Annotated in this window: 25 protein-coding genes; 10 read left to right on the top strand and 15 right to left on the bottom strand. The window is 33.2% G+C overall.

The features are described from left to right. Nucleotides 1–186 precede the first annotated feature (186 nt). The gene (locus JG554_RS02570) at nucleotides 187–1,578 is read right to left on the bottom strand and encodes an MFS transporter (RefSeq protein ID WP_070037446.1); all 1,392 of its coding nucleotides are present in this window, start codon (nucleotides 1,576–1,578) and stop codon (nucleotides 187–189) included. A gap of 346 nt (nucleotides 1,579–1,924) precedes the next feature. Between JG554_RS02570 and JG554_RS02565 the strand changes: the two genes are divergently transcribed. The 9 genes from JG554_RS02565 (at nucleotide 1,925) to JG554_RS02525 (ending at nucleotide 10,366) form a co-directional block, all read left to right on the top strand. Then, complete coding sequence (locus tag JG554_RS02565; RefSeq protein ID WP_046207564.1) at nucleotides 1,925–3,682, top strand: sensor histidine kinase; 1,758 nt, start codon at nucleotides 1,925–1,927, stop codon at nucleotides 3,680–3,682. Next, nucleotides 3,679–4,443, top strand: coding sequence for a response regulator transcription factor LytR (locus tag JG554_RS02560; RefSeq protein ID WP_046207563.1), 765 nt, complete (start codon nucleotides 3,679–3,681; stop codon nucleotides 4,441–4,443). Before JG554_RS02565 ends, JG554_RS02560 begins: the two co-directional genes overlap by 4 nt. A gap of 120 nt (nucleotides 4,444–4,563) precedes the next feature. Next, entirely contained in the window at nucleotides 4,564–5,007 is a 444-nt protein-coding gene (gene lrgA, locus JG554_RS02555; protein ID WP_046207562.1) for an antiholin-like murein hydrolase modulator LrgA, read from the top strand. Next, complete coding sequence (gene lrgB / locus JG554_RS02550; protein WP_019468801.1) at nucleotides 5,004–5,705, top strand: antiholin-like protein LrgB; 702 nt, start codon at nucleotides 5,004–5,006, stop codon at nucleotides 5,703–5,705. Before lrgA ends, lrgB begins: the two co-directional genes overlap by 4 nt. Nucleotides 5,706–6,066: 361 nt before the next feature. Continuing rightward, nucleotides 6,067–6,579, top strand: coding sequence for a DUF4242 domain-containing protein (locus tag JG554_RS02545; protein ID WP_019468800.1), 513 nt, complete (start codon nucleotides 6,067–6,069; stop codon nucleotides 6,577–6,579). Between the two features lie 255 nt (nucleotides 6,580–6,834). Continuing rightward, a complete protein-coding gene (locus JG554_RS02540; protein ID WP_019468799.1) occupies nucleotides 6,835–7,575 on the top strand; it encodes an ABC transporter ATP-binding protein in 741 nt (246 codons plus the stop codon). 13 nt (nucleotides 7,576–7,588) lie between these two features. Continuing rightward, nucleotides 7,589–8,548 (top strand): ABC transporter substrate-binding protein, encoded by a 960-nt coding sequence (locus JG554_RS02535; protein ID WP_046207560.1) that lies wholly within the window; start codon nucleotides 7,589–7,591, stop codon nucleotides 8,546–8,548. Between the two features lie 5 nt (nucleotides 8,549–8,553). Further along, nucleotides 8,554–9,315 (top strand): ABC transporter permease, encoded by a 762-nt coding sequence (locus JG554_RS02530; RefSeq protein ID WP_046207559.1) that lies wholly within the window; start codon nucleotides 8,554–8,556, stop codon nucleotides 9,313–9,315. 13 nt (nucleotides 9,316–9,328) lie between these two features. Continuing rightward, on the top strand, nucleotides 9,329–10,366 hold the full coding sequence (locus JG554_RS02525; protein ID WP_046207558.1) for an acyl-CoA dehydrogenase family protein: 1,038 nt from the start codon (nucleotides 9,329–9,331) through the stop codon (nucleotides 10,364–10,366). Nucleotides 10,367–10,565: 199 nt separating this feature from the next. Here the strand turns inward: JG554_RS02525 and JG554_RS02520 are convergent, their stop codons facing one another. From JG554_RS02520 to JG554_RS02475, 10 genes are all read right to left on the bottom strand, one after another. After that, nucleotides 10,566–11,327 carry an alpha/beta hydrolase gene (locus tag JG554_RS02520; protein WP_046206818.1) on the bottom strand — a complete coding sequence of 254 codons (762 nt, stop codon included), beginning with the start codon at nucleotides 11,325–11,327 and terminating at the stop codon, nucleotides 10,566–10,568. A gap of 15 nt (nucleotides 11,328–11,342) precedes the next feature. Next, nucleotides 11,343–12,035 carry an ABC transporter permease gene (locus JG554_RS02515; RefSeq protein WP_019470117.1) on the bottom strand — a complete coding sequence of 231 codons (693 nt, stop codon included), beginning with the start codon at nucleotides 12,033–12,035 and terminating at the stop codon, nucleotides 11,343–11,345. Continuing rightward, nucleotides 12,035–12,976: an osmoprotectant ABC transporter substrate-binding protein gene (locus tag JG554_RS02510; RefSeq protein WP_064209302.1), complete on the bottom strand. Its 942-nt coding sequence runs from the start codon at nucleotides 12,974–12,976 to the stop codon at nucleotides 12,035–12,037. The genes JG554_RS02515 and JG554_RS02510 overlap by 1 nt, the downstream gene beginning before the upstream one ends. Nucleotides 12,977–12,991: 15 nt before the next feature. Further along, nucleotides 12,992–13,627 carry an ABC transporter permease gene (locus tag JG554_RS02505; RefSeq protein ID WP_019470115.1) on the bottom strand — a complete coding sequence of 212 codons (636 nt, stop codon included), beginning with the start codon at nucleotides 13,625–13,627 and terminating at the stop codon, nucleotides 12,992–12,994. After that, complete coding sequence (locus JG554_RS02500) at nucleotides 13,627–14,811, bottom strand: betaine/proline/choline family ABC transporter ATP-binding protein (RefSeq protein ID WP_019470114.1); 1,185 nt, start codon at nucleotides 14,809–14,811, stop codon at nucleotides 13,627–13,629. The genes JG554_RS02505 and JG554_RS02500 overlap by 1 nt, the downstream gene beginning before the upstream one ends. A gap of 289 nt (nucleotides 14,812–15,100) precedes the next feature. Next, nucleotides 15,101–15,568: a thioesterase family protein gene (locus JG554_RS02495; RefSeq protein ID WP_046206815.1), complete on the bottom strand. Its 468-nt coding sequence runs from the start codon at nucleotides 15,566–15,568 to the stop codon at nucleotides 15,101–15,103. A gap of 12 nt (nucleotides 15,569–15,580) precedes the next feature. Next, on the bottom strand, nucleotides 15,581–16,534 hold the full coding sequence (locus JG554_RS02490) for a 3-hydroxyacyl-CoA dehydrogenase NAD-binding domain-containing protein (protein WP_019470112.1): 954 nt from the start codon (nucleotides 16,532–16,534) through the stop codon (nucleotides 15,581–15,583). Beyond that, nucleotides 16,534–17,421: a beta-keto acid cleavage family enzyme gene (locus tag JG554_RS02485; RefSeq protein WP_019470111.1), complete on the bottom strand. Its 888-nt coding sequence runs from the start codon at nucleotides 17,419–17,421 to the stop codon at nucleotides 16,534–16,536. Before JG554_RS02485 ends, JG554_RS02490 begins: the two co-directional genes overlap by 1 nt. 179 nt (nucleotides 17,422–17,600) lie before the next feature. Further along, a complete protein-coding gene (locus JG554_RS02480) occupies nucleotides 17,601–18,161 on the bottom strand; it encodes a TetR/AcrR family transcriptional regulator (RefSeq protein WP_064209299.1) in 561 nt (186 codons plus the stop codon). A gap of 235 nt (nucleotides 18,162–18,396) precedes the next feature. Beyond that, on the bottom strand, nucleotides 18,397–18,993 hold the full coding sequence (locus JG554_RS02475; RefSeq protein ID WP_046206813.1) for a YdeI/OmpD-associated family protein: 597 nt from the start codon (nucleotides 18,991–18,993) through the stop codon (nucleotides 18,397–18,399). A gap of 409 nt (nucleotides 18,994–19,402) precedes the next feature. Between JG554_RS02475 and JG554_RS02470 the strand changes: the two genes are divergently transcribed. Beyond that, nucleotides 19,403–20,773, top strand: a complete 1,371-nt coding sequence (locus JG554_RS02470) for a CitMHS family transporter (protein ID WP_070037444.1) — start codon at nucleotides 19,403–19,405, stop codon at nucleotides 20,771–20,773. Between the two features lie 151 nt (nucleotides 20,774–20,924). On the opposite strand, the gene JG554_RS02465 is transcribed toward JG554_RS02470, so the two are convergent. From JG554_RS02465 to JG554_RS02450, 4 genes are all read right to left on the bottom strand, one after another. Further along, a complete protein-coding gene (locus tag JG554_RS02465) occupies nucleotides 20,925–22,106 on the bottom strand; it encodes an MFS transporter (protein ID WP_019470107.1) in 1,182 nt (393 codons plus the stop codon). Nucleotides 22,107–22,363: 257 nt separating this feature from the next. Next, on the bottom strand, nucleotides 22,364–23,137 hold the full coding sequence (locus tag JG554_RS02460) for an ABC transporter permease (RefSeq protein WP_046206977.1): 774 nt from the start codon (nucleotides 23,135–23,137) through the stop codon (nucleotides 22,364–22,366). Continuing rightward, entirely contained in the window at nucleotides 23,137–23,784 is a 648-nt protein-coding gene (locus JG554_RS02455) for an ABC transporter ATP-binding protein (protein ID WP_019470105.1), read from the bottom strand. Before JG554_RS02455 ends, JG554_RS02460 begins: the two co-directional genes overlap by 1 nt. Before the next feature lie 115 nt (nucleotides 23,785–23,899). Next, a complete protein-coding gene (locus JG554_RS02450; protein ID WP_070037442.1) occupies nucleotides 23,900–24,673 on the bottom strand; it encodes a CPBP family intramembrane glutamic endopeptidase in 774 nt (257 codons plus the stop codon). Between the last annotated feature and the right edge of the window lie 96 nt (nucleotides 24,674–24,769).

The raw sequence follows: 24,769 nt of genomic DNA, 5'->3' as shown, positions 1-24,769 counted from the left end.
TTTCCCAATGATAACCAATAATTTTACTGTACATTTCAAACTAATTTACGCATATGAGGTTTGTCTATATCCTAATTTTTTCATATATACTACTCTAAAAAATGCACCCTTCTATGCTTGATGCTTAATCTAGCATAGAGGATGCATTTCATTTTGTTATTTACTTCAAAAATCTTATTACCATAACTAATTATTAAATTGCTTTTTCGGAACTAATAACCATACAAATACAAATGCAATGATTGCTAATGCAGCATTAAACCACAGTCCATACATGGCACCAACATGAATATTGTCACGAGCTGACATAATCGTAAATATTGTCCCTGAAATAGCTACACCAAATGAGTTACCAAGTGAAGATGCCATTTTATATACACCAGACGCGACACCTACCTTATCTTCTGGCGCAGTAGTAACAGCTGTATCTGTTGAAGGTGTGGCATACATACCTAAGCCCACACCATAAATTAAGTAACCTAACACACAACTGATGACATAAACAGGTGTAGGTAAAAAGGTTAACGAGATTAATAGAATCCCTATCGCATTAAGCCCTGCACCTATAAGCATTGGTTTTTTAGGACCGATTTCCTGTAGGATTTTTTCTCCGACTCTAATCATGATTAAAACAGCTACTAAGTAAGTAATAGTCATCATACCAGATTGGAATGAGGTGAAATGTAATCCCGATTGAAAATAAGTATTCGCAACAATAAGCGTCCCTGCTACAGCATTTAGTAAAAAGTTTGACACTGTAGCACCACTGTATGCTTTATGTTTAAAAAGTTTAAAATCTATCAATGGGTTTTTAACTTTGTTTTCAAATAATATAAATACAATAATTGAAATGATGAATATCACAATTAACATCAAAATAAGCGGTGAAAAGAAACCATAATTTGAAGATTGTGTAATGATTAAATTGACACTCAGCATTGCAACTATTAATATAATTAGCCCTACAAAATCAAATTTGGCACGCTTTGATGCCTCAGTTTGAACGGCTTTCGTTTCTGGCGTGTGTTTGATTAAATACATAGACACTAAAGCTACTATTATCGAAATAATAAATATAGATCGCCATCCTACAAAGGTAGCCATGATGCCACCAAAAAACGAACAAATTCCAGTACCACCCCATGAACCGATAGACCAGTAACTTAACGCACGTTGTCGCCTTCTTCCAATATAGTATTCATTTATAATTGCTAATGTCGAAGGCATGATACATGCTGCAGACAGCCCTTGTATTGCTCTCCCAAGTACTAACAAAGGGACAAATCCTGGAATGATAATAAGTAATGATCCAAGAACGCTTAAAGTCAAACCGATATAAGTCATTTTGACCCTACCATATCGATCTGCAAGTCCTCCTGTACCTACAACAAACAAACCACATAATAATGCGGTTAAACTTACGGCTACGTTTATCGTTCCATAACTAGTTGTGAAAGATGCTTCTAATGCTGGAACGATATTAACAAGCGATTGAGCAAACAACCAAAATGTTATTACGCTTAAAAAAATACCTAAAAGAAGTCTGTTATCTCCTTCAAATGGTTGTTCTGATTCCATATTATTTTGCCTCCTAAATCCCCGTAAAACAACCATAATCATTATTAATGATTTAACTTGTCCAGCTCCAAAACATTTTCTCTTGTCTTATAATAATGATTACATGGTAAACATGACTTTTTAAAATTCAAAACATTTTTTAAAAAAGTCAATAAGATAAAAATAACATTTACTTCAATTTATTGCTAAAAAAAGAGCACACAAAGTGTATTAAGTAACTTTTAATTATTCCACAAAATATATTGATAGCGTTTAAAAATTCTATTCTTTTCTATAAGAATAATTAATACATAATCAAAAATATGTATTATACTAGATAGACAAATTATCTATAAAGGTGTATGAGATGTTAAATTTATTTATTTTATTACTAGAACGTGTAGGTCTTATTATTATTATCGCTTATATATTAATGAATATTAATCACTTTAAAACAATGATGAATCAAAGAGATAAACGAAGTTCACAATGGCAGCTCATCATCATTTTCGGGTGTTTCTCTATGATTTCAAACTTCACAGGTATACAAATCAATGGCAATGAAGTCGTTAATGGCAGTGTCTATAATCACTTAGATCCTGAGGCTTCTCTCGCAAATACACGCGTACTTACCATAGGCGTTTCAGGGTTAATTGGAGGACCATTCGTCGCTATTTTTGTCGCAATAATTTCAGGCATTTATCGTGTTTATATTGGTGGTGCCGATGCTTATATTTATCTGATTTCATCTATATTTATTGCGCTAGTATCCGGTTATTTTGGTTATAGAGCAATGCGTGCACGTCAGTATCCTACCATAGTTAAAGGTACTATCATTGGAGGTACTACAGAAGTTATTCAAATGATTTGTATCTTAATCTTTTCTGATAATACGGAGCATGCTTGGTCACTAGTTAAATTAATTGCTTTACCTATGATTTCAATCAACTCAATCGGTACAGCAATTTTTTTATCAATTATATTATCGACAATCAAACAAGAAGAAGAAACACGTGCTATTCAAACACACGATGTTTTACAACTAGCAAATGAAACATTACCATTTTTCCGCTCAGGATTAAATGAGCATTCTGCCAAACAAGCAGCTACCATTATTTTAGATCTTATGCGTGTTTCGGCAGTCGCTATCACTAATCGTAAAGATATATTAACGCATGTAGGTGCAGCAAGTGATCATCATGTTGCCCAAAAACAAATCATTACCAATCTTTCAAAACAGGCAATACAAGCAGGTACTTTAAAAGAAGCATATTCAAGGGAAGATATTGGTTGCAATCATCCTGAATGCCCGCTTGAAGCAGCCATTGTCGTTCCATTAAGAGTCAAGAATGATGTTATTGGTACTTTAAAACTATATTTTACTAATAGGCACGATGTTTCTCATTCCGACAAACAGTTAGCATCTGGTCTTGCAGAGATATTTTCTAGTCAACTTGAATTAGGACAAGCTGAAACACAAAGCGCTTTAGTTAGAGATGCCGAAATCAAATCACTACAAGCACAAGTAAATCCGCACTTCTTTTTCAATGCCATTAACACAATTTCTGCCTTAGTCAGAATTGATAGTGAAAAAGCAAGAAAGTTACTGTTACAGCTCAGCCAATTTTTCCGCTCAAATTTACAAGGTGCACGTAACAATACGATTTCACTTGAAAAGGAATTGCAACAAGTTGAGGCTTATTTATCACTGGAACAAGCACGTTATCCAGATCGTTTTGATGTTTCATTCAATATTGAAGATTCATGTTATGGTGCACTTGTACCACCATTTGCAATACAAATACTTATAGAAAATGCCATCAAACATGCCTTTAAAAACCGTAAATATAACAATCGTATTATCGTAACCGCTTATAAAACAGCAGATGGATTATATATATCAGTTGAAGATAATGGTTCAGGAATCCCTGATGATAAAATTAATAATATAGGTAAAACACGTGTTTATTCTGATTTAGGCACAGGTAGCGCCTTAGAGAATTTAAATCACAGATTGGAAGGCTTATTTGGTATTACAGCTAAAATGCATATTCATTCTAGCAAAGAAGGTACCAACGTAAGTTATACTATTCCATTTTTCATAAGAGAGGACGAAAAACATTGAAAGCAATTATTGTAGATGATGAACCTTTAGCGCGTAACGAACTTCATTACTTATTAAATGAAATTCGTACGTTTGATGTAATTAATGAAGCAGAAAATGTTTCAGAAACATTAGAACTCTTACTTTATGATCGTTATGATGTAATTTTTTTAGATATTAATTTAATGGAAGAGAGTGGACTCGATTTAGCAAATAAAATTAACAAAATGCAAAACCCACCACATATTATTTTTGCTACGGCACATGATACTTTCGCCGTTAAAGCTTTTGAGCTAGATGCGACGGATTATATTTTAAAACCATTCGAACAAAAACGTATTGCACAGGCCATCCATAAAGTTGAAACAGCGCTCGATCACGATACTTATAAACAAGCAAATGATGTCAGCCAGCATCAAAATGATGCACACAAAGAAAATACGCCAACTTCACAAATGGTTTTACCTATTGAAGTAGATGAGCGTATTCATATCATTAATTTAGAAGATATTATTGCTATTTCTGTTAATAACGGTATTACTACGATCAACACCTTACAAGAAAATTATCATACAACTGAACCACTTAACCATTACGAAAAAAAAATTGCGGATCCTTTGTTTATGAGAATTCACCGTGCCACGCTTGTTAATAAAGTACACATACAAACAATAGAACATTGGTTTAACTATACCTATCAACTTACGATGACAAATGCATTAAAATTCCAAGTCAGTCGCTCATATATGAAAACGTTCAAGCAGAATATGGGCTTACTTTGAATGTCACATCGTAATTAATGCAACTCAGTATATACGTTTCGTAATTCACCTTTAAAAAGACTAGTAGCAACCGTTTTCATATTATAATTAACTCAAGATTAATTCGGGAGGAAATACATTATGGAAACAAACAAAAAACAAGCTGAGAAGCAGCCTAGTCATTCAAAAACGTATAACTTTTTTCATCAAGTACTAGTGCTGGCAATCATCATGCTTTTATCAAATATTATCGAAAGTTTCATGCCTATTCCAATGCCAGCATCAGTGATAGGTCTAGTCTTATTATTTATCGCTTTATGTACAGGGATTGTTAAACTTGGGGAAGTTGAAAAAGTGGGTACGACGCTAACAAATAATATTGGTTTCTTATTTGTACCTGCAGGTATTTCAGTTATTAATTCTTTAGGCGTATTAAGCCAAAGTCCGATCTTGATTATATTGCTAATTATCATTTCTACAATCTTATTATTACTATGCACAGGATTTTTCTCACAAATGTTAATTACAAAATCATTTATACCTAAGAAAAGAAAACCTAAACAGTTAGCGGAGGAAAAATTATGATTGAACATTTAGGCATTAACACACCATATTTTGGAATTTTATTATCTATTATACCTTTTATCGTAGCAACGATATTATTCAAGAAGACGAATGGCTTCTTTTTATTTACACCATTATTTGTCAGCATGGTCTTCGGTATAGCATTTCTAAAGTTAACAGGTATAGATTATGCAAATTATAAAATCGGTGGCGACATCATCAATTTCTTTTTAGAACCTGCAACTATCTGTTTTGCGATTCCGTTATATAAAAGACGTGACGTGCTTAAGAAATATTGGAAACAGATCCTTGGTGGTATTGCTTTCGGAACGACAGCTGCTTTGGTATTTATCTATTTCATTGCAAGTGCTTTCCAATTTTCAAATGAAATCATTGCATCTATGTTACCACAAGGTGCTACCACTGCCATTGCTTTACCAGTATCAGCCGATATTGGTGGTATTAAAGAACTAACATCATTGGCAGTAATCTTAAATGGTGTCATTATTTATGCTTTAGGTTCCAAACTCATTAAATTATTTAACATTACAAACCCTATTGCTCGTGGGCTCGCACTTGGTACAAGTGGCCATTCATTAGGAGTGTCATCTGCACAAGAATTTGGTGAGACAGAAGCTTCAATGGCCTCTATTTCACTAGTAATCGTAGGTGTAATCGTAGTCGTTGTTGCACCAATTTTAGCAACAGTCTTACTATAATATCTAAAATCACAACGATAAAAAGTTAGAACATAAACAATGCTTGCTCAAGCTTAAGCGTCAATTTCTATGATAAATATAGAAGTTGACGTTTTCTTTAATTTTATGAAACCTAAAATTTTCTCCCCGTTTTTTCTTATATTTAATACAGTTTAATTAAATATAAATGTTTATATCATTTTATATACGTTTTGAAATTTTTTAAAAATTAACGTTACATGTTTCCCGAAAGATTTTACTTTACATAGAATATAATTTTTAACAATTATCAGAAAATTAAAATAACATCCTTTTATATCCTTGTATTTTGATAAGAATTATAGTACTATGCATTTATTATAAACATTGGAGGTTCTATTAAATGACATTATATTTACTCGAAGCAAATAATCTTGATTTCGCAAAGTCTAAAAAAGACTTAGAAGATAAAGCAGCAAAACTCACTACTGGTGAAGTACCAACATTAATTGAAGTACAAGCAACAGAAGATTTAACACATGGCTATTTTATTGTAGAAGCGAACAGTGATACAGAAGCTAAACAATTTCTTGAAGATGCATCTATCAACATTAATTTAGTTAAAGAAGTACGTTTAGTAGGTAAAGACTTAGAAGAAGTTAAAAAAGGTGATGCACACGTTGATTATCTTGTTACGTGGAACATCCCAGAAGGTATCACAATGGATCAATATTTAGCGCGTAAAAAGAAAAATTCTGTCCACTATGAAGAAGTCCCTGAAGTTCAATTCCAACGTACTTATGTATGTGAAGATATGTCAAAATGTATCTGCTTATATGATGCACCTGATGAAGACGCCGTTCGTCGTGCAAGAAAAGCTGTAGATACACCTATTGATGATATTGAAAAATTATAACTAAACTTTCTCTTTATATTTATAATTCCACAGGTTTAGTTAGCAAAAGTTATTTATAAGTATGTATCATACTCGTCACACCATTGCTAGCTAACAATCTTATTTAAGCTAAAAATTGGGGTAAACTTATAAATAACCTAAACACTATTCAAGGAGCGGCAATATGAAATCAAATGATACATTTTAGATTTCTGCCGCTTTTTTTTTTTCATCAAAAAAACATATTAATTAGATAGGGATAATAGAGGTGTTGCCATGATTCGCATTAATCACATCCAACATCAATTTGGAGACCATCGTGTTATCGATGATTTTAATTTAAATATTGAAAAAGGTAAAATAGTTACTTTTCTAGGTAAAAGTGGTTGTGGAAAGTCTACCATGTTAAACATTATAGGCGGATTTTTAACACCTTCGTCAGGTACTGTTAAAATTGAAGATCAATTAAAACAAAATCCATCACCTGATTGTTTAATGATTTTTCAGCATCATAATTTACTACCGTGGAAAAACATTAATGACAACATTCGTTTAGGATTAAATCGCGAAATGAGTGATGGTGAAATCAATAATTATTTAAAATATGTTGATTTAGATCATAAAGGAAAGACGTTTCCAGAGCAATTATCTGGAGGAATGAAACAACGCGTAGCACTTTGCCGTGCACAAGTCCATCAACCCAAAGTCATATTGATGGATGAACCATTAGGCGCACTGGATGCTTTTACACGTTATAAATTACAAGATCAACTTGTACAACTCCAAAAACAATCTACAGCTACGATTATATTAGTTACGCATGACATTGATGAAGCCATTTACCTTTCTGATCACATTATCTTACTCGGCGATGGCTGTAATATTATAAGCCAATATTCAATTGAACAATCACATCCGAGAAATAGAAATGATAGTTATTTATTAACTTTAAGAAATAATATTATGGAAAAATTCGCATTAAACCACCATCAAGCAGAACCTGAATATTACATATAAGGAGTTGTAACTATTGAAAAAAATAATCATCTTTCCAATAATTATGATCCTTATACTAAGTGCATGTAATAATCAATCTATACAGAAGAATAATCAACATAATCAACCGCAAAAGACTTTAAAAATTGGTTATTTGCCAATTACACATTCTGCTAACTTAATGATGACTCAAAAAGTAAAAGCACAAGCTAAACATAATGGTTATAAATTAAAATTAATTAAGTTTAATAATTGGCCAGATCTTATGGATGCATTAAATAGTGGGAGAATTGATGGCGCATCAACCTTAATAGAATTAGCTATGAAATCTAAACAAAAGGGTGCTGATATTAAAGCAGTTGCGCTAGGACACCACGAAGGTAACGTCATTATGGGACAAAAAGGTGAAACGGTAAACAATTTTAATAATGAGCATCAATATCGATTTGCCATCCCTCATCGTTATTCAACGCACTACTTATTATTGGAAGAAATGAGAAAACAATTAAATTTGAATGCTCAAACATTCAGTTATCATGAAATGGCTCCAGCAGAAATGCCAGCTGCCCTAAATGAACATAGAATTTCTGGATATTCTGTGGCCGAACCTTTTGGCGCATTAGGAGAAAAGTTAGGCAAAGGAAAAACTTTAAAACATGGTAATGAAGTGATTCCCGATGCATACTGTTGTGCTTTAGTACTTAGAACTGACTTAATAAAAGATCAAAAACATGTTGCTCAAAGTTTTATATCTGATTATAAAAAAGCTGGATATCGAATGAATGATAAATCACAAAGTGTTGATATTATGTCTAAGCACTTTAAACAAGATCGAAAAGTATTGGAACAATCTGCAGAATGGACATCATATGGCAATTTATCAATTAATGAAGATGGTTATCAAAAAATTACACAGTTGATTAACCAACATCAACTTTTCGAAACACCATCTTATAAATCATTCGTTGATCCAACACTGTATAAGGAGGCATAAGCAGCATGTCAGGTAATTTAATTAAAAAGCAAACTTTACCTATACTAACATTCATACTTTTCTTATTTATTTGGCAATGTGTCATTTGGATTGGAGATTATAAACCGATATTACTACCAGGTCCTATCCTAGTAGCTCAGAGTATTTGGCATTTTATTATTACCGGGGAAATATTTACCCATTTGGGCATCAGTTTATTTCGATTTTTTATTGGATTTAGTATCGCAATTTTAATTGGTGTCCCAACAGGTTTTATTTTAGGTCGAAGCACCTTATTGCACACTGCAATAGAACCGTTATTTCAACTTATACGACCTATTTCACCTATAGCTTGGTCGCCATTTGTTGTTTTATGGTTTGGTATTGGCAGTTTACCAGCAATGGCTATCATCTTTATCGCTGCTTTTTTCCCGATTGTATTTAGTACGATTAAAGGCGTTAGGAATGTTGAGCCACAATACTTAAAAATTGCGTCAAATATGAATTTAAGTGGTTGGACGTTATATCGTAACATCTTATTCCCTGCTTCATTTAAGCATATTATGGCTGGTATTCACATGGCAGTGGGAACAAGTTGGATTTTCTTAGTTTCAGGTGAAATGATTGGAGCCCAATCTGGACTAGGATTTTTAATCGTAGATGCGCGTAATATGTTAAATTTAGAAGATGTATTATCAGCGATCTTCTTTATTGGACTCTTTGGATTTTTGATAGATAGAATAATTAGTTATTTAGAAAAATTAATTTTAATCAGATTTGGAGAATAAAGGAGTAATTTATATGACTTTACAAAAACGTATTGAAACAGAATTAGATCCCTATGTTATTGAAATTGATGAAGGGAGTTATTACCCACGACCATTCATTCAAGGCTTATTTAGAGATGGCTATTTTTCTGAAAATGACTTAAAAAATAATCTAGAAGTCATTGAAGAAGTCTCAAAATCCTGCTTAACTACAGGTTTTTGTCTATGGTGTCAATTAGCATTTTCAACTTATTTACAACACGCAAATCAACCACATTTAAATAAAACTTTACAGCAACAGTTGTTAAATGGAGAAATTTTAGGAGCAACAGGTTTATCTAACCCTATGAAATCTTTTAACGATTTAGAATCATTCAATTTAACACATCATTATAATGACAACACATTAATTATTAATGGCAAATTACCTGCAATAAGTAATATTGCGTCTGATCATTATTTTGGAGCAATTTCTAAAGCAAATGATACAGATGAGTTAGTGATGTTTATTGTAAAAGCGAATCAAAAAGGTATAACTTTAGATGAAAAATCAAATTTCTTAGGTGTCAATGGGTCGGCTACATTTGCTATTGAAATGAAAAACGTAGAGATCCCTGAATCACAAATTATAACAAAAGAAGCAAAAAGTTTTGCTTCTGCCATTCGACCACAATTTGTAGCTTTACAAATTCCTATAGCGCTCGGTTCAATCAGAGCTTCGTTAGATTTAATTCATAAATTTTCTGACGCACAAAATGGCATCAATAAATATTTAGAATTCGATATCAATGCGTATGAAAACCAATATAAACAGCTTAAAAACGCGTTTTATCATATTATTGAAAACGATGATTTAGACGATAATTTTGCTGAACTGATCAAAATTAAAAAAGAAGCTGGTTACCTATTATTAGAAGTAAATCAAGCTTCGATGGTAAACGGTGGTTCTAGAGCATATTCTCCACGTGCGCCACAAGCTCGTAAATTGAAAGAAGGTTTCTTTTTCGCTGCGCTTACACCTACGTTGAGACATTTAGGAAAATTAGAAGAAGAATACCGCACTACAGTTTAGTATACGAGTATAGATGAAAAATCAAAATCATAGACACACGATGACGACATGAAAAATTCGACAATGATATAAAATGATCGTCTAATATAAAAATAAATGGCTAATCCCTATCATCATCAAGTGGATTAGCCATTTTGTATTTAAATTGATTTCGTCGCCTCGACTTTAAACGTTACTTAGTGATATGAGTCACCATATATTACCCTTTTACTAACCAGTCTATAGCACGTTTGATAGCATAGTCCCAATAAGCATAATCATGCTCACCTGGCCCATCCTCAAAACAATATGAAATTTGCTTTTCATCTAGATATTTAATAAATTTTTTATTATCTTCATGTAGTGCATCTTCTGTACCACACATAATTAATAAATCTGGTATCTCTTTACTTTGTTGAATTGCCTGGTCAACTAAATAATATGGGTCCAAGTCATTACCTGTAGCATTTTTTGAAACACCTGCAATTGCTTCTCCAGAATAATCGTACCAATCATAATCCATGAACGTCTGAGCATCATATACTGCCGATAAGGGACAAGCCTTTGCAAATCGATGTCCCTCAGCTAATGCAAACTTGATTGTTCCGTAACCTCCCATGGAATGACCAGCGATAAAATTATCTTCTCTCTTTTGTGACAAAGGTAAAATTTGATGTGCATAATCAAGTACTTCTAGCACATAATCATAATACTTATGACCAAAAACCATATTACTATAACCACTGTGATCTGCATTAGGCATAATAACTGCAAGTTGATGCTCATTCGCATAGCGCTCTATACTTGTGTAACGCATATACGAAGTTTCATCACTAGACAAACCATGCAGTAATAATAGTGTTTTTAGTGGTTTAGGCTGTGTACCTTTTTTGAAATAACTTTCATCCTCTGGAAGAATTACCATAAAATGATGATGCATACCTATTGTCTTTGAATTGTAATTAATCGATAATAGTGCCAATGATTTCACGACCTTCTATTCATTAATACTTTGCGGCTTAGTTTTACCTCTTTTTTCTGCTTTATGTGCAGGATCTAAACGTTTCTCCAATAATCTTAAACCGACATCTATAATAATAGCGATTAATGCGATTGGTATCGCACCAGCTAAGATAAACGTTGTACCATCTGTAGCGTTTGTTCCTCGGATAACGATGTCACCTAATGTAGGTGCACCAATAAATGAACCAACTGCTACAACACCAATTGCAACAACCAGTGCAATTCTTAATCCACCTAATATAACTGAGAGTGATAAAGGTAACTCAATCATTCTTAATACTTGATTTCGCGTCATACCCATACCTTTACCAGCATCTTTAATATTCGCATCAACACCCATTATACCTGTATAAGTATTTTTTATAATCGGTAATAGCGCATATAAAAATACTGTTACCACGACTGTAGTAGTACCTAATCCCATGACAAGCATGAGTATCGCTAACATTGCAATAACCGGAACGGTTTGAATAATATTCGCGATAGTAATAATAACACCAGAAAACTTACTATATCTTGCAATTATGATACCAATTGGAATACCAACAATAGATGCAAAGAGTACACCGTAAACAGACATTAGTAAATGTTTTAAAAATAAATCCCAAAGGTAGCCATAGTTGACTGAATAATATTCTACTAATTGTTGTAATAAATTACCTTCCATTAGTTTTGACCACCTTTCTTATCATTTTCAAAATAATTATGTTTTTTTAAGAAGTTCTCAGCAACGACTGCTGGTTCTTGTCCTTCACCATCTGCTTGATAATTAAGTTTTTGCATTTCAGATGTCGAAACTTTTTTGTCTAGTTTATTGATGATTGGTTTTAACTCTGGATGTTTATCTAACAATTCATTCGTAGCAACCGCACTTGCATCATATGGTGGGAAAAATTGTTTATCATCCTTTAAAACTTTTAAGTCATATGCTGCAATACGTCCATCCGTTGAATAACCTACAGCTACATCTAAATTATTAGAGTTTAATGCATCATATACTAAACCAATTTGCATTGGTCTGATAGTATCAAATTTAAAACCATATTCTTTTGTAAATCCAGGATAACCGTCACCTTCACGGTTTAACCAAGAACTATCTACACCGAGTTTAAGTTCAGGATGTTTTTTCAAATCAGATACAGTTTCTAAATTATATTTTTCCGCTGTTTCCTTAGTGACCATAAATGCGTATGTGTTAGCAAAACCGTAAGAGTTAAAGAAGGTTTGGTCGAATTTTTTTTGGAAACCATCTTGAGTTGCTTTCATAGCTTTTTTAGGATCTTTAATTGGATCTTCATTTAAGGCACCAGTTAAATCAGTACCATTATATCTAGCACCTGACATATTCGCGTCACCATTTACTAACGCATTGTGTTGAATGGTACTTGATCCTAAATTATTAATTAAAGTGGGTTTAATTTCACCATTTGTATCGTGTTCTATTAACAGTCTCAACATATGAGACATAATTTGTGATTCACTTGTTGCAAGTGCTGTGATTTTAATATCTTGTTCTGAACTGTTGCTACCTAATCCTGGTAAACTACATCCAGATAAGACCGTCAGACACAACACAAGCACAATACAATATTGTTTCAATTTCTTCATAATGTCCTCCTTAAATTATCTGGATACTTTTAATCCCTTAGGTACAGCCCATCTTTCTACTAGTGACAGTAGGAAATCTACGATCAATGCTAAAGCAGTCACTAATACTGCTGCACTTACAATCATTAATGGGTCATACAAGTTTAATCCATTAAATACAAAATCACCTAAACCACCTGCACCTACATAACTGGCTAAAGTTGCCCAACTAATTACGTAAACAGAAGATAAACGAATACCTCCTAGTATAAGCGGTAAGGCTAACGGTAATTCCACATCTTTCATTAATTGAAAACGTGTCATACCCATACTTGTGCCTGCTTCTTTAATGTTATCATCTATGTTTTGCACACCTAATACAGTATTGTTTAAGATTGGCAATAATACATAAATAAATAAAGCTACAATTGCAGGTAATTTACCCACACCAAAGATTGGAATCATGACTGCTAACACTGCTAATGTTGGTATCGTTTGTAACACACCAGCAATAGTTAGCACAATATTAGATGTTCTTTTCATCTTTGATAATAAAATACCCAATGGTACAGCGATGACGATAGCAATTAACAAAGCGATGATTGAGATATAGAAATGTTCAACGGTTTTTGATATCAGTTGACCACCATACTGCTCTACAAAATCTTTCATTACTTATCAGCTCCTACATTATCGGGCTCAACAATAGCATTTTTTTGTGCACTAACATCTTCGTCTAACTCGCCCCAAATACTATCGTAAACGATGTCAACTAAGTTTGCTCTTGTAACTAGTCCAATCAATGTCTCTTCATCACTATCTACAACTGGTACATTTCTTACATTTCGTTTTAATATCGTACGCACCGTATCTTGTAATTTACTATCTACTCTTACTCTGTATATATCACGTTGCATCGTGTCAATAAGTTCTTTATGAGCTCGTAAACCTTGGTTAATATCTTCTATATCTAAATATCCAAGTAATCTATCATTATTACCTACGACAAATAATGTATCGACACGTCGATCTCTCATAACCTTAACCGCTTCATTTAATGAACTATCTGCATGTACAGTTACTGGTCGGATCATTGCATCTTTGACGGTTCTCATATTAGGTCTATCTTGAATCAATCTATTTTGACCAATAAAGTCACGTACGAAATCGTTTGCAGGATGTCGTAAAATATTATCTGGTGTATCATATTGAACGACTTTTCCTTCAGACATAATACAAATTTTATCTGCCAATTTAATCGCTTCATCCATATCATGTGTGACAAAAATAAATGTTTTACCTAATTTTTGTTGCAGTTCTTTAACCAAATCCTGTAATGTATCTCTCGTAATTGGATCTAACGCACCGAATGGCTCATCCATTAAAATAACATCTTGTTCAGCTGCTAAAGCACGCACAACACCAATACGTTGTTGCTGTCCTCCAGACAATTGTGAAGGATATCTATCTAAGTATTCTTCTGGTAAATCTACTAATTTTATCAATTCTTTAGCTTTTTTTTCTTTCTTTTCATCAGACCATTTTAATAATTTAGGTACTAAGACTATATTCTCTTTAATGGTCATATGAGGCATTAGGCCAATTTGCTGAATCACATAACCAATTTTTCTACGTAATTCAACGGCGTTCATTTTGCGCACATTTTTACCATTGATTGCAATTTCGCCTTCTGTAGCCTCTATCATTCTATTTATCATTCTTAAAGCAGTAGTCTTCCCACTCCCACTCGTACCGATAAACGCTATAAATTCACCAGATTCGATTTCCAATGATATATTATCTACAGCTTTTTTTGTGCCACCATAGACTTTAGATAAGTTTTTTATACTTAACATGTGTTAATTCCTTTCTATATTTGTATTTTCATTTAACATTTCATTTATAAATATAGGGCTAACTGTGGATGTTATACAAATCCGAAAATAAGTAAAAACATGTAGCACAACTAGCCCTACTTTATTCATGTGTTGGTCAAAAATATCAATTTTGACTAATTTTTTTCATCCTATATCTATTAAGATAACTCAACAAATGAAAATAAACAATTTATAACCTTAAGTTTTGTTAATTAAACTATTGATATTAATTATCAATTCAATAGCTCAAAACAATGTTTCAAAAATATTATTTTCGTTTTATGCCAATCAGTCGACCTAATTCTTTTGGCGCTTCATGAATTGTTCCAACTTTAGCATAATCATCTATAGCATTTTTTATTTGTTCAGGGAAAGCTGCAGGTCTGCCTATTGTAGTGTCCATGCCCATAAGCATTACTTCATATGTTGCACAACGGTTATTTTGAGCATCTACTAAAGTCATAAAAACATGTAAACGTTTGGCATCATAATCATATAGACTTACGTTCACAGTAATAAGCTCAGCTACGCTTATTTCTTTTAAATACACTACATGATTTTCTAAAGTGAACACTGTATAATTCAATTTTTTAATTGTATTCACATCTAAGCCTAGTGATGCCAACCATGCATCTGTGGCATCACTAAATACTCGATTATATTCAGCGTCATTCATGTGCTGATTATGATCGACCCAAATATCTTTAACAGTGGTTTGATATTGAAATTGAGTCATATGAACCTCCAATTATTTAATACCCTTTTTCATTGATGCAGTGTCTTCTGGCCAATATGCTTCAGCTAATTCTTTCACTTTAACTAGGAATTCATTACGCTTTTGATCTAATTCTGACATCGTTTGCCCTTGTGAAGCCGTTTCACAACCATTTACCACATTATCATATAAATCCTGAGTTAGTTCAGGCGCAATTAATTTTGTCCATGGTTTCTTCAATGCTGGACCAAATTGTTTCAACATATGACGCATACCGCCTTCTCCTCCAGCAAGATGGAATGTCATAAATGGTCCATACTGTGCATAACGTAAACCTGCTGCATGGGTAAATGCTTTATCTACTTCTTCAGTAGTTGCTATTCCTTCATTAACAATGTGTAATGATTCTCGCCATAGTGCCTCCATCAATCTATCTGCGATGTGTCCTTCAATTTCATGTCTGACATGTAGCACATCCATACCAATGCTTTCGTACACTTTTTCTGCTTCTACTGTGACAGCTTCAGTTGTTTCTTTACCAGGTACAATTTCAACTAATGGCAAAATGTATACTGGGTGAAACGGATGTGCAACAACCAAACGTTCAGGATGTTTTAAATTTTGTTGTAATTCTGAAGGCATAATGCCAGAAGTACTAGAACCAATAATGGCATCCTGACGTGCATAGGTATCGATTTCAGATAATACCTGTGCTTTTAGTTCTTCAATTTCTGGAACATTTTCTTGAATATGATCTGCATCTTTAACAGCCTCTTCTAAGCTTACCGTAAACGATAAATTCTCTAAAGACGCCCCCTCTGCTAAACCTTGTTGCTCAGCATATGGCCAGTTTTGTTTCACTTGTTTTAACATGCTTTCATAAGCACCTTCACTGGGATCTGTCGCAATTACTTCGTGACCATGCGCTAAAATACGCGTAATCCAACCACTACCTATAACGCCCGTACCTACAACTGCAAATTTCATTATTTGCCTCCTTTAGGATCTCTAAGTTGGTATTGCTCACGCGCTTCAGCCGGTGTCATTGGCTCTATATCTAATGTTTTTAGTATTTCAACTGCACGTTCAACTAGTTGTTCATTTGAAGCTTTAACACCTTTTGATAAATACAAGTTATCTTCTAAACCTACGCGGACATTTCCACCACGTTTCGCCGCTTCTTCTACAGTAGGTAGTTGCATTCTCCCAATACCAAAAGCTGACCAATGCGCATTTTCAGGAATACGTGTTTTAAAATATTCAATTGTCTCTGCATCGTTTTCAGCACCCCATGGAATACCTAGACAGAATTGGAACATGGGTTCGCCTTCAATGAGACCTTCATTAATTAATTGTTTTGCAAATGAAATATGCCCACTATCAAAGCATTCTAATTCAGGTTTTACACCTGCATCTTTTACTAATTGTGCTTGTTTTCTTAACCAATCAGCTGGGCTTAAGTAAACAGCGTCACCCATATTCACACTACCACAATCAAGTGTGCACATTTCTGGTAATAATGCGCCAATCGCTTCATGTCTTTCTTCAGGTGTTTGCATATCTGAACCTTCACCTGCTGTATATGGATCTTCTAGGTTAGGGATAAAATCTCCGCCACCACCTGAAGTAATATTAATAATAATATCTTCATCAGCTTCTCTTATTAATCTTACTGCTTCTTTAAAAAATTCAACATCATGGCTTATGCCGCCTGTTTCTGGGTCACGTGCATGAATGTGTGCAACAGTAGCCCCTGCTTTCGCACATTTAATTGCTGAATCTGCAATTTCCTGAGGTGTTACAGGAACACTTTTATTTTTTTCTACAGTATCTCCAGCACCTGTTAAAGCTGCTGTTAGCATAACTTTTTTCATATATAAACCTCCAACAGAGTTTTGATCACAGTTGATAGTGTACCAACCGGACGGTTTAGTTTCAACCCTTGCTACAGCTAAAAAAAGGGATAAGTGATGGTTTGTCATCACTTATCCCTATAGCATCAATACTTTCAACGAATCGAAAAATTTATTATTTTTTTATAATTTCAACTTTTTCATGCATCTTTTAATTCGATTTGCTTCTTTTCTGTATAAGATGTTAGTCGTTCTAAAACTTTTGCTCTCATTGTTTCATCAAGTGCGTCTAGTCCAAATATTTCCGATAACCATAAGCCGTCCACTGCTAAACGTATGATTGTTGCATCGACTTTATCAATGCCATCTTTTTCAATTTTTTCTTGCCAATCTTTATAGGTATCTTGTAGTGGTAATAATAAATTACTATTAATACCCTGTGCAGCCAGCATACCAGAAGTAATTGATGCATTTTCTGAACGGTGTTCTCTAGTAGCTTCAATAAATGCACGCAATAATTTGCCAACTTCTTGTGACTCATTTTTAACATGTTCATTCACATTATTTCGATACAACTCATCTGCATGATCCACAAGTCCTTGTATCAATGCGAATTTATTTTTAAAATGATACAGTAAACCACCTTTACTAACACCTGCTTTTTTAGCAACTGCATCAAGTGTTAAATACTCACTACCTTGCTCATTTACGATAGCCGCTGCTGCTTCTAATAGTTGAATACGTTTAGACACTCTTGCCATATCTACACCTTCTCTTACAAAATATTACTTGATTCATCTACTATATTTATATTTGAGCAAACTATAAACGATAAATGACAAAGTTGCAAGATTAATCTGGATTTTATAAACGACGCGATATCTATTTTTAAATAAATACGATGGTTTGGTTCAACCAAAATACGATTAAAAAATTTTGACAACCACGAACACTTTTTTGTCATTGAAGACTTAAGTCATGCTATAGCTTAATTGGTTACTTATCATTCATGCCTTTACCTTCTAGGATATGATTGATATACTTTTCAACTCTATTTTCCCTTGTTGAAGCACGTTTAGCTTGACCTATATAATACATATATTGACGTTGTCTTCCAGGCGTTAAATTATTAAATGCTTCTTTTAATTCTGACGATGCTTCTAATTTATTTTTCAATTCCTCAGGCATATCGAATTCTTCTGTCGTTTTCATCGGTACTTTTTCACCCGACTTTTCTACTCTAATGGCTTCTTCTACATACCAAGCAATTTCGTCTTTACGTTGTTCTATTTCGTCTAAACTTTCAAATCTCAACTGGCGAGCAGCTTGAACATTTTTCGTTTGTTGAATTAAAGTATGATATGGATCTTTCATAATGGCACCTTTTTCAAATAACAATGCACAATAATGTTTAAAATCTTGAATGATGACAACATTTTTATTGTCCAAAGTATAACAAGGATGCATCCATTTATAATCTTCTGTTAATTCTGTTTGATTGATTATATTTCTTAATACTTTAAAAGCATCTTGCCATTGATCTAAGCGTTCAATAAACGCATCTACTTTATCGTTTTTAATTGATTCACTCATAAAAAACCGCCTTTTATTTTAATTTTACTATAAATATATACATTTAATCCATACTATCTTTTATATCATGTTAACGTCTTATTTTCTAAGAATATAATACTTATTTATATCTTTAATAATTCAAAATATTTCTTCAAACCATTTTTAAATGTGCTCAATTTAGATAATCCTTTATTGATCTTCTTCACACTACTCTGGTACAAAACCTATATATTGTCATACTAATACAATTCAAAAATACATTTGTTTTACTTATAATTTAATATAAGTAAAATTATATAAGTATTTATATATATTACTGATACACTTCGCTTTTCTCTGTTACACTTATAAATAATCACTTTTTAGAAGTGTGAACAATCATTGTTCAGTTTTTTGTAAGCGCTTTAATATTTGGAGGGGATATTTTATGCAACAAGAGAGTGTTTGGCTAACAATTATGGGGCTAATTATTATTATTTCCATTGTTGGTTTACTAATTGCTAAACGTATTAGTCCAGTTGTAGGCATGATTTTAATACCGAGTGTAGGGGCACTCATATTAGGTTACAATATAGGTGATTTAGTAAAATTCTTTAATAGTGGTTTAGATCAAGTCATTAACGTCGTCATCATGTTTATTTTTGCAATTATTTTCTTCGGCATCATGAGTGACGCTGGCTTATTTAAACCATTGGTAAAGCGTTTGATTTTGCTTACTAGAGGTAATGTTGTAGTTGTTTGTATTGTAACTGCACTTATCGGAATATTCGCGCAACTCGATGGTGCTGGTGCCACAACATTTTTATTATCAATACCAGCATTATTACCGTTGTATAAAGCACTAAATATGAATCGGTATCTACTACTTTTGTTACTCGGACTGAGTGCATCGATTATGAACATGGTGCCTTGGGGTGGTCCTATGGCTCGTACAGCTTCAGTAATTCATTTTAAGAATGTCAATGAATTATGGTATGGTGTTATACCTGTTCAGATTATCGGTTTTATTTTAGTTTTACTATTCGCTGTATTTTTAGGTTTTCGAGAAAAATCAAGTATACAACGTAAAATCAATTCGGGAGAAGTAACTAATACACAAGATGTGGATATACATAAATTGGTTGAAATATACGAACGAGATCAAGATATTAAATTTCCAATTCGTGGTGTTGCCGTTACGAAACCTTGGATTAATTGGATTAACGTGATACTTACGCTCGCTATCATCGTAGTAATGCTAGCTAATATCGCTCCGCCTGAATTTGCATTTATGATTGGTGTTGCGATTGCTTTGATTATTAACTTCCCAAATGTAGACGAACAAATGAGTAGGCTTAAGGCTCATGCGCCAAATGCACTTATGATGGCTGCCGTGATTATTGCAGCGGGTATGTTTTTAGGTGTACTTAATGAAACTGGTATGCTTGAGGCAATAGCAGTAAGCTTCATCCACATTATACCGAATGCCGTAGGGCCATACTTACACATTATTGTCGGTATTTTCGGTGTACCACTAGATTTATTAACGAGTACGGATGCTTATTATTTCGCAATCTTACCTATTGTTGAACAGACAGCCGGTCAGTTTGGTGTGTCATCTGTGTCAACAGCATATGCAATGTTAATTGGAAATATTATAGGTACGTTTGTCAGTCCATTTTCACCTGCATTATGGTTAGCAATAGGGCTTGCAGAAGCAAATATGGGAACATATATAAAGTATGCGTTCTTTTGGATATGGGGTTTTGCCATCGTCATGTTAATTATCGCTATGTTAATCGGAGTCGTTACATTTTAAGTTCTAAACTGTGTGACTTTAGTAAAAACATTTGCACAAAAATTTAAAAACAGGGTGTCGAACTGAAATTACATTTCAATGTTCCACGCCCTGTTTTATTTATATATAATTAAATTTTGCAGTCTTATATTACCATTAGCCCATGCTCAAATCATGATGCTTTATTGTATTTAGCGACATTTTTAAGGCTAATCACTAAAATAAATGCTACTAACGCAATTGCAGCTGAAAAATAAGTCGTTGCGTAGACATTTAAGTTCGATACTACTAATCCACCTACAATACCGCCGATACCGATACCTGCGTTTAAACTAGACATATTCCAGCTCATCACTTGGCTCGTATCACCCTCAACATGTTCTATAATGCCACTTTGCACAGCTGGATTCGTACTCCATTGCATGATATTCCAAATGAAAATAATCATGAGTAATAAACCTGTACCTGGTAAAAACATATTAAGAATAAGCATCATAACAATAAATACGGCTGTCGCAATAACCAACCAGCGTTTGCTCGTAAGTCTATCTGATAAAAAGCCACCCATTGATGTTCCGATTACACCTGCAATACCATTGATTAATAATGCAATAGAAACAAAGGATAGTTGATGCCCACCGGAAAGGATTAACGGATTAATATAAATAAACGTCACCGAGTTGGCTACTAATAATAAAAACGTGATACCTAAATATTTTGTAACTTCAACGGGTCTTAACACTTTAGAATAAGCGTTTGAACGATTTGAACCTGTCTCCATGTCAGTGTTTGACGATAGATGATCACTTAGCTTCGGTACATATATATACATTAGAATACCAACGAATAAACTAATAATCACAATAAATAAAAACGTATATCTCCAACCGACTAAATCGCCAATGACTGTCCCGATTGGCACACCAAAAACATTTGCCCCACTAAAACCGGAATACACAATACCAATCATTTTCCCTCGGTGTTGTGGCGCAGTTAATAACGCAGTTAAAGCTAATATTTTAACCACAATTAATGCTGCAGCTGCAGATGATAAGATACGTCCAATCACTAAAATAGAAAAATTAGGCGCAATCGCAATAATGATATTGCCTACAACAAATGTTAACAGTGCCCACAATAAAACCATTCGTGGTGAAAAACGATTTGTTAGCTTTACTAAAATAGGTCCTGCTACTGCAAAAGTAATGGCATATAAGGTAACTAATTGTCCAATGATTGCTTCAGAAACATGTAAATCACTACTCATCAAGTTCATAATACCTGCAACCATCATTTCAACCATTCCTACAATAAATATACTTAATATAAAGGTAAATATGCGCATAACTGACATAAATATCCTCCTCTCTTTAATCTGATTTCAAAAATTCTATAACTGCTACATTATAAACCATTCGTCAATATATATGAATACTTAGCAATACATGCTATTAAATTCATTTCAAAAAACAGGAAACGCAAGAAATATCAATAACCATTTTGATACTTCTTGACGTTTCCTGCTCATCTAAATTTAAAATTTCTCATCAAATAGATTTGATTTTAGTAATTGTCATCATGTTTATTATAACAAATATACATCAAAAACTTTTAGCGATTGTCTTTGGGGATATGTCGCGCAATTAATTGGTCTCGTTCATTAAAGAATTGACGATAACTCAAGTATGTTGCAATCAACGCTGACATAATTGTCGCTGTCGTATGAATAAATACTACTAAAAGTTGAAATTTAACAGCTTCCAATGGATCTACACCACCGATAATCAACCCTGTCATCATACCAGGAATCGAAACAATACCATACGTTTTTACTGAATCTATCGTTGGCACAATTGCCGTTTTGATACTTTCACGGATTGTTCCTTTGGAAGATAGTTTTGGATTAGCACCTAATGCCAATTTGGCTTCGATTTGACTCATTTCTTTAACGAATTCACGATCTAAATTTTGATACGCAAGATTAATAGCAATCAAACCATTACTTCCAAGCATGCCTGCAATTGGAATTACTTCATTAGGTTTGAATTCAATTGCGCCAGTGATCACAATACCGACTAATGGTAGCGCTACACCTATAAATATGGCAATAAAAGAAATCCAAAATACATGATGCATCACAGGTGAAGCTCTACTGATCGTGTTCCACGATGCATTAATAATGATGATCAATACAAACAAGAGCAACAACCATGTTTGGTTTACATCAAATATAAAATGAAGTAAATAACCTAAAATCACCAATTGAACAACTGCTCTTAAAGTTGCAACGAGTAAATCTTTAATTATGTGTAATTTTTCTTTATATGACACGATGATTGGAAAAAGTAGGAGTGTCGCAGTAAGTACTAAAGCAGTGGTACTCATCATAATTCCTCCTCCTTCTCAATTTGTCCATCCACAATTCTAATGCGCTTTTGGAAATGTCTCATACTTTGATCGTTACTATGTGTAATCCATAAAATTGTTGTACCTTCCTCTGCAAGCTTAAAGATTAAAGATTCAATTTTTTCACTGTTATGTACGTCTAAAGCACTTGTTGCTTCGTCTAATAATAATACTTTGGGTTTATACATTAGCTGTCTCGCAATCGTAACACGTTGCCGCTCCCCACCAGAAAGATGGTTTACGCTTGTATCAAAGTTATAATGACCTAACCCTACCGACTTCAAAAGTGCTTTAGCTCTTTTACGATTAAACTTATCATTTCTAATTTGAGCGGGGAAAGCTAAGTTATCACCAATAGTACTTTCAAACAAATCGCTTTCTTGTAATAAATAACTAATTTCCATTCTTAACTTTTCTGGACTGATATCTTCATATACTTGATTATTAAAATATAATTCCCCTTCTGTAGGACTTATCAAATTATTCATTAAGCGTAACAAAGTACTTTTACCACTTCCTGAAGGCCCAACAATCGCAATCGTTTCTCCTGCTTCGATTTTCAAATTAATGTTATTGATAATTTGTCGGTTATCCACCTGGTATGAAACATTTCTAAGCTCTAACATTTTGAACCTCCTAGGTCATATATAGTTTATACCCTATTACGACTGTTTGATTTCCTATCATTGTAGCATTCAATCGTTTTATTCAAAACACAACATTAAATATCACACGCAAACATTATTTTAAAAATACAATCGCAATAAAAGATATTAAATTATTAAAAGCATGCAGTGATATGGATACTGCTAGGTTTTTCCCACTTTTCAAATATACAAATACTAGACCAATCGCAATAAAAATATAGCTTCCGATTTCAAATGGGGATGTAGCCCCTAATACATGAATACCAGCAAATAATATAACTGATAATACACTTGCAGCAGCATATGTAATTTTTTTACCTAATTCATGAATGATGAGATGCCTAAATAATAACTCTTCAATAATCGGCGTCAAAATAACAATATCTAAAAATAAAAATGGGAGCATCCAATTGTCTCGAAATAGTTCTTCTAAAATCAATTGATTCTGTGTTTCATGATATTGTAATGACTTCGGTAAAAAAGTCATAAGCCAATCATATAAATTATTCAACAAGAGCGTAGATATGTATGCTATAAAAATAAGCAAAATATATTTACGAACTGATTTTAACCTGTTGATCGCAATTGCTGTAATATTATCTTTAGTATGCATGCCATAAAAACTTAAGATGATACATATTTCAGCAATAACACCACCAAAAATCAGTATATTCATATCACTTAAACGATACTTACTACCAATATTAAAAATGTCATATGATACGATTAATATCAGCGTTAATATAAGTGGTATAAGGTAATTAGCAATGATGTATATAGGGATTAACCAAAAGTCTTTTTTAACAATTTTCTGATGCTGCCATATATGCTTTTTGGTTAATGGCGTTGCTGATGATTTGTCAGTCATATGTCACCTTCCTTGTAGCTGTTTAACAATAATATAACACAATATTTTATCATTATTATAAGTTGATTTACTTTTCTATTTGAAAATTACAATTAA

Source organism: Staphylococcus sp. 11-B-312, from assembly GCF_016743055.1.
In the GTDB taxonomy this organism is placed as follows: domain Bacteria; phylum Bacillota; class Bacilli; order Staphylococcales; family Staphylococcaceae; genus Staphylococcus; species Staphylococcus ureilyticus.
The sequence above is the reverse complement of the archived record's forward strand: the minus strand, read 5'-3'. Positions and strand labels throughout refer to the sequence as shown.

What these genes read in the sequence shown, in the direction of transcription:
- JG554_RS02570 (WP_070037446.1), bottom strand. Translation starts at nt 1,578, where the DNA reads ATGGAATCAGAACAACCATTTGAAGGAGATAACAGACTTCTTTTAGGT.
- JG554_RS02565 (WP_046207564.1), top strand. Translation starts at nt 1,925, where the DNA reads ATGTTAAATTTATTTATTTTATTACTAGAACGTGTAGGTCTTATTATT.
- lrgA (WP_046207562.1), top strand. Translation starts at nt 4,564, where the DNA reads ATGGAAACAAACAAAAAACAAGCTGAGAAGCAGCCTAGTCATTCAAAA.
- lrgB (WP_019468801.1), top strand. Translation starts at nt 5,004, where the DNA reads ATGATTGAACATTTAGGCATTAACACACCATATTTTGGAATTTTATTA.
- JG554_RS02545 (WP_019468800.1), top strand. Translation starts at nt 6,067, where the DNA reads ATGACATTATATTTACTCGAAGCAAATAATCTTGATTTCGCAAAGTCT.
- JG554_RS02540 (WP_019468799.1), top strand. Translation starts at nt 6,835, where the DNA reads ATGATTCGCATTAATCACATCCAACATCAATTTGGAGACCATCGTGTT.
- JG554_RS02530 (WP_046207559.1), top strand. Translation starts at nt 8,554, where the DNA reads ATGTCAGGTAATTTAATTAAAAAGCAAACTTTACCTATACTAACATTC.
- JG554_RS02525 (WP_046207558.1), top strand. Translation starts at nt 9,329, where the DNA reads ATGACTTTACAAAAACGTATTGAAACAGAATTAGATCCCTATGTTATT.
- JG554_RS02515 (WP_019470117.1), bottom strand. Translation starts at nt 12,035, where the DNA reads ATGGAAGGTAATTTATTACAACAATTAGTAGAATATTATTCAGTCAAC.
- JG554_RS02510 (WP_064209302.1), bottom strand. Translation starts at nt 12,976, where the DNA reads ATGAAGAAATTGAAACAATATTGTATTGTGCTTGTGTTGTGTCTGACG.
- JG554_RS02505 (WP_019470115.1), bottom strand. Translation starts at nt 13,627, where the DNA reads ATGAAAGATTTTGTAGAGCAGTATGGTGGTCAACTGATATCAAAAACC.
- JG554_RS02500 (WP_019470114.1), bottom strand. Translation starts at nt 14,811, where the DNA reads ATGTTAAGTATAAAAAACTTATCTAAAGTCTATGGTGGCACAAAAAAA.
- JG554_RS02495 (WP_046206815.1), bottom strand. Translation starts at nt 15,568, where the DNA reads ATGACTCAATTTCAATATCAAACCACTGTTAAAGATATTTGGGTCGAT.
- JG554_RS02490 (WP_019470112.1), bottom strand. Translation starts at nt 16,534, where the DNA reads ATGAAATTTGCAGTTGTAGGTACGGGCGTTATAGGTAGTGGTTGGATT.
- JG554_RS02485 (WP_019470111.1), bottom strand. Translation starts at nt 17,421, where the DNA reads ATGAAAAAAGTTATGCTAACAGCAGCTTTAACAGGTGCTGGAGATACT.
- JG554_RS02480 (WP_064209299.1), bottom strand. Translation starts at nt 18,161, where the DNA reads ATGGCAAGAGTGTCTAAACGTATTCAACTATTAGAAGCAGCAGCGGCT.
- JG554_RS02475 (WP_046206813.1), bottom strand. Translation starts at nt 18,993, where the DNA reads ATGAGTGAATCAATTAAAAACGATAAAGTAGATGCGTTTATTGAACGC.
- JG554_RS02470 (WP_070037444.1), top strand. Translation starts at nt 19,403, where the DNA reads ATGCAACAAGAGAGTGTTTGGCTAACAATTATGGGGCTAATTATTATT.
- JG554_RS02465 (WP_019470107.1), bottom strand. Translation starts at nt 22,106, where the DNA reads ATGTCAGTTATGCGCATATTTACCTTTATATTAAGTATATTTATTGTA.
- JG554_RS02460 (WP_046206977.1), bottom strand. Translation starts at nt 23,137, where the DNA reads ATGAGTACCACTGCTTTAGTACTTACTGCGACACTCCTACTTTTTCCA.
- JG554_RS02455 (WP_019470105.1), bottom strand. Translation starts at nt 23,784, where the DNA reads ATGTTAGAGCTTAGAAATGTTTCATACCAGGTGGATAACCGACAAATT.
- JG554_RS02450 (WP_070037442.1), bottom strand. Translation starts at nt 24,673, where the DNA reads ATGACTGACAAATCATCAGCAACGCCATTAACCAAAAAGCATATATGG.